Here is a 3010-nt window from a genome sequence, read left to right as displayed (position 1 = left end):
CTGGCCAGCCACGGCTATATCAACACCCGCGAGATGCAGAGCGCCTTCGCCATCGAGCTGTCGCGGCGCGGCTTCGTGGTGCTGGCCATGGACATGACCGGGCACGGGAATTCGGGCGCCGCGGTCGGCCAGCAGGGCTTTGGCGGCCCTGCCGCCCTGCGCTACCTGCGCGGCCTGGCCTTCGTGGACAACGGCAATATCGGCCTGGAGGGCCACAGCCTGGGGGGCGGCCCCGTGGTGGCGGCTGCCGAGTCGGCGCCGGACGGCTACAAGGCCGTGGTGCTGGAGGGCTCGACGCCCGCCATCGGGGCGGTGTTCGGGGCCGCCGCGAAGGGCAGTCTGCGCAACCTCGCCATCGTGTTTGGCCAGTATGACGAGTTCGCTCCCCTGATGTGGCAGGTGGCCAAGGGCGGCGATGTAGAGACCTCGAAGTCCCTGCAGGCCCTGTTCGGGTCGGCCGGTCCTGTGGTGGAGGGCCGCGTCTACGGCGACCCGTCCGCCGGGACTGCCCGGGTGCTGCACAATCCCCCCATCACCCATCCTTGGGAGCACTTTTCCTCGGCCGGGGTCGGCCACGCCGTGGACTGGTTCCAGACGCAGCTCTCGGGCGCGGCGCGGCCCCTGCCGCCGGGCGACCAGATCTGGATCTGGAAGGAGGTCGGTACGGGGCTGGGCTTCCTGGGCTTTGTCGTCCTGCTGCTGGGCGCCTTCCAGGCGCTCTTGCGCCTGCCGGTGTTCGCCGCCATGGCGCGGCCGGCTGAGCCCGCCGGGACCGAGCGCGGCGGCAAGTGGTGGCTGGCGGCCATGCTGACCGCCGTGGTCCCGGCCGCGACCTTCTTCACCTTCATGGAGATCGGGAACCTGTTCTTCCCCATGAAGCTGTTCCCGCAGTTCATCACCAACCAGCTGCTGGTCTGGGCCCTGCTCAACGCGGTGCTGACGTTGGGCCTCTCCCGATTGCTAAAGGGTGGCAAGGCCGACTTCACGACCGACTGGCCGCGCGCCATCGCCATCGCTGTGGCCACTGTGGCGGTGGGCTACCTGTCGCTGGCCGCCGTAGATGCGGCGTTCCAGGTCGATTACCGGTTCTGGGTCCTGGGGCTGAAACCCCTGGACGGCGGCCACGCCCTGATGGCGCTGGCCTATTTGCCGCTTTGGACTGTGTTTTTTCTGGTGTCCCTGCGGGCCCTGCACGCCAACCTGGCCGTGCGCGGCGAGGGCGCGGCGCGCGCCTATCTGACCGCGGCCCTGACCATGAGCCTGGGCTTTGTCCTGCTGCTGGCCATCCAGTACGGCAGCCTGTTGACCACCGGCCTGCTGGCCGTGCCGCAACAGCCGCTGAACACCATCGTGGCCATCCAGTTCGTGCCCCTGCTGGCCATGGTGGGCGTGATCGCCGCCTTCACCTATCGCCGCACCAGCAGCTACGTCCCCGGCGCTCTGATCTGCGCCATGGTGATCTGCTGGTACGTGACCGCGGGCACCGCCACCCACTGGTCGCCGGAGTTCCGGCTTCCGGGGGCGACGGCGTCGAAATAGAGCCGCAGCGCGCCGGGAGGTCCCGGCGTGCGTCGGGCCCTAGCGGATCAGGGCGGAGACGACTTCAGAGATGAGGCCGGTGCGGGTCTGGGCCAGGTAATACTGGTTGTCCACCTGCACCCAGCGATAGCCGGCGGGCGCGGTTCTCAGGCGGTAGGCGCTGGGGTCGGCCACGTAGTAGGACGGCTTCACATAGGACGAGGGCAGCCTCTGACCCTGGCGGTAGAGTTTCTTGTACTGGCCGGGGGGCATGCCGCCCGGCTTCTTGGCCAGGCCCGGCGGGGTCCAGGCGCCGCCATTGTCGTGGCGATAGTCCTGGTGGCCCTTGTCCTTCTTGTGGCCTTGCCCATGGCCCCCGGGATCGGCGTGGGCGGCGATGGGCGAAAGGGCCAGGGTGGCGACTGCGGCGGCGGCGAGCAGGTTTTTCATTTTTATGTCCTTGGAGGTGGTCCCTCGCCACCCACAACGCGGAGCTTCACCGAAGGTTCGTCGGCTAGGCGACAATCCGGTAGGCACATCGTCGCGCCCCCGCCAGGATGTGCTCCAGCCGCTCCACCCGGGCCGGCGCCAGCAGCATCTGGAACAGGGACAGTTCCGCGCGGCAGAAGCCCTGGCAGGCCGCCGCCGCCGCGCAGATCGGGCAGTGGTTCTCGATCAGCAGGTAGGAGCCGTCGTCCTGCAGGCACCATTCGGCCATGTAGCCCTCGGCGGCCCGCAGCTGGGCCAGCTTGGCGAGCCGGGCCTCCAGGCCCGCATCGGGCAGGGCGGCCCGGTAGCCTGCGGCCACCACCCGCTCGCGCCGCGCGATCAATCTGTCCAGCACGGCGGGGCCGAACTCGGCTCGCACCGCCTCGATCAGGTCCACCGTCATCTGGGCGTGTGTGTCGGGGAAGCGGCCATGGCCCTTGGCGGTCAGGGACCAGGACCGGCGTGGCCGCCCCACGCCGGCGCGGGCCGTGGCATGCTCCACCAGCCCCTCGGCGGCCAGCTTCTCCAGGGATTGCAGCGCCGCCTGCCGGCTGATCGCCAGCGCGCCGGCAAGCTCCAGGGTCCGGCTGGGACCCCGCGTCTTGATCTGGAACAGCAGGTCGTCGGGCGTGCTTCGCATTTGACAATCGATATATTGCAAATCTCTGACGCCCCGTCTAGTCAAGCTGCAATTCGCCCTGTTGAGCCTGTCGAAATGGAACCTGCCCAAGCCCAGGACGGAAGCTGGTCCGACGTCGTCGCCGACGGCCGGCTGCCGCTGTTCGCCCTGATCTGCCTGGGCGTCTGGCTGGGCGCCGCCGACAGCCTGGTGACCGCCACCATCATGCCCAGCGTCGGCGCCGACCTGGGCGGCTACGCCTATTTCGGCTGGGCCACGGCGGGCTACCTGCTGGGCTCGGTGCTGGCGGGCGCTAGCTCGGGCCTGCTGGCCCAGCGCTATGGGCTTCGCCGCGCGACGGCCTGCGCGGCCCTGCTCTACGCC

Annotated in this window: 3 protein-coding genes and 1 pseudogene; 2 read left to right on the top strand and 2 right to left on the bottom strand. The window is 69.6% G+C overall.

All coding sequences use genetic code 11. From position 1 onward, the window contains the following. Positions 1-1539: alpha/beta fold hydrolase (locus tag RMO97_RS12285; protein WP_310541357.1), on the top strand; the 1539-nt coding region annotated here is incomplete at its 5' end. 39 nt (positions 1540-1578) lie between these two features. Here RMO97_RS12285 and RMO97_RS12280 read toward each other — a convergent pair. Both RMO97_RS12280 and RMO97_RS12275 read right to left on the bottom strand, forming a co-directional pair. Beyond that, on the bottom strand, positions 1579-1968 hold the full coding sequence (locus tag RMO97_RS12280) for an RcnB family protein (protein WP_310541356.1): 390 nt from the start codon (positions 1966-1968) through the stop codon (positions 1579-1581). 64 nt (positions 1969-2032) lie between these two features. After that, positions 2033-2647: a metalloregulator ArsR/SmtB family transcription factor gene (locus tag RMO97_RS12275; RefSeq protein WP_310541355.1), complete on the bottom strand. Its 615-nt coding sequence runs from the start codon at positions 2645-2647 to the stop codon at positions 2033-2035. Between the two features lie 75 nt (positions 2648-2722). On the opposite strand from RMO97_RS12275, the pseudogene RMO97_RS12270 reads away from it, so the two are divergent. After that, positions 2723-3010 (top strand): annotated as a pseudogene (locus RMO97_RS12270) (MFS transporter); the annotation flags it as partial.

Source organism: Phenylobacterium sp. (genome assembly GCF_031425575.1).
Classification (GTDB): Bacteria; Pseudomonadota; Alphaproteobacteria; order Caulobacterales; family Caulobacteraceae; genus Phenylobacterium.
The sequence above is the reverse complement of the archived record's forward strand: the minus strand, read 5'-3'. Positions and strand labels throughout refer to the sequence as shown.

Bases quoted from the DNA above. Each gene is read 5' to 3' on its own strand.
- RMO97_RS12280 (WP_310541356.1), bottom strand. From the start codon at position 1,968: ATGAAAAACCTGCTCGCCGCCGCCGCAGTCGCCACCCTGGCCCTTTCG.
- RMO97_RS12275 (WP_310541355.1), bottom strand. From the start codon at position 2,647: ATGCGAAGCACGCCCGACGACCTGCTGTTCCAGATCAAGACGCGGGGT.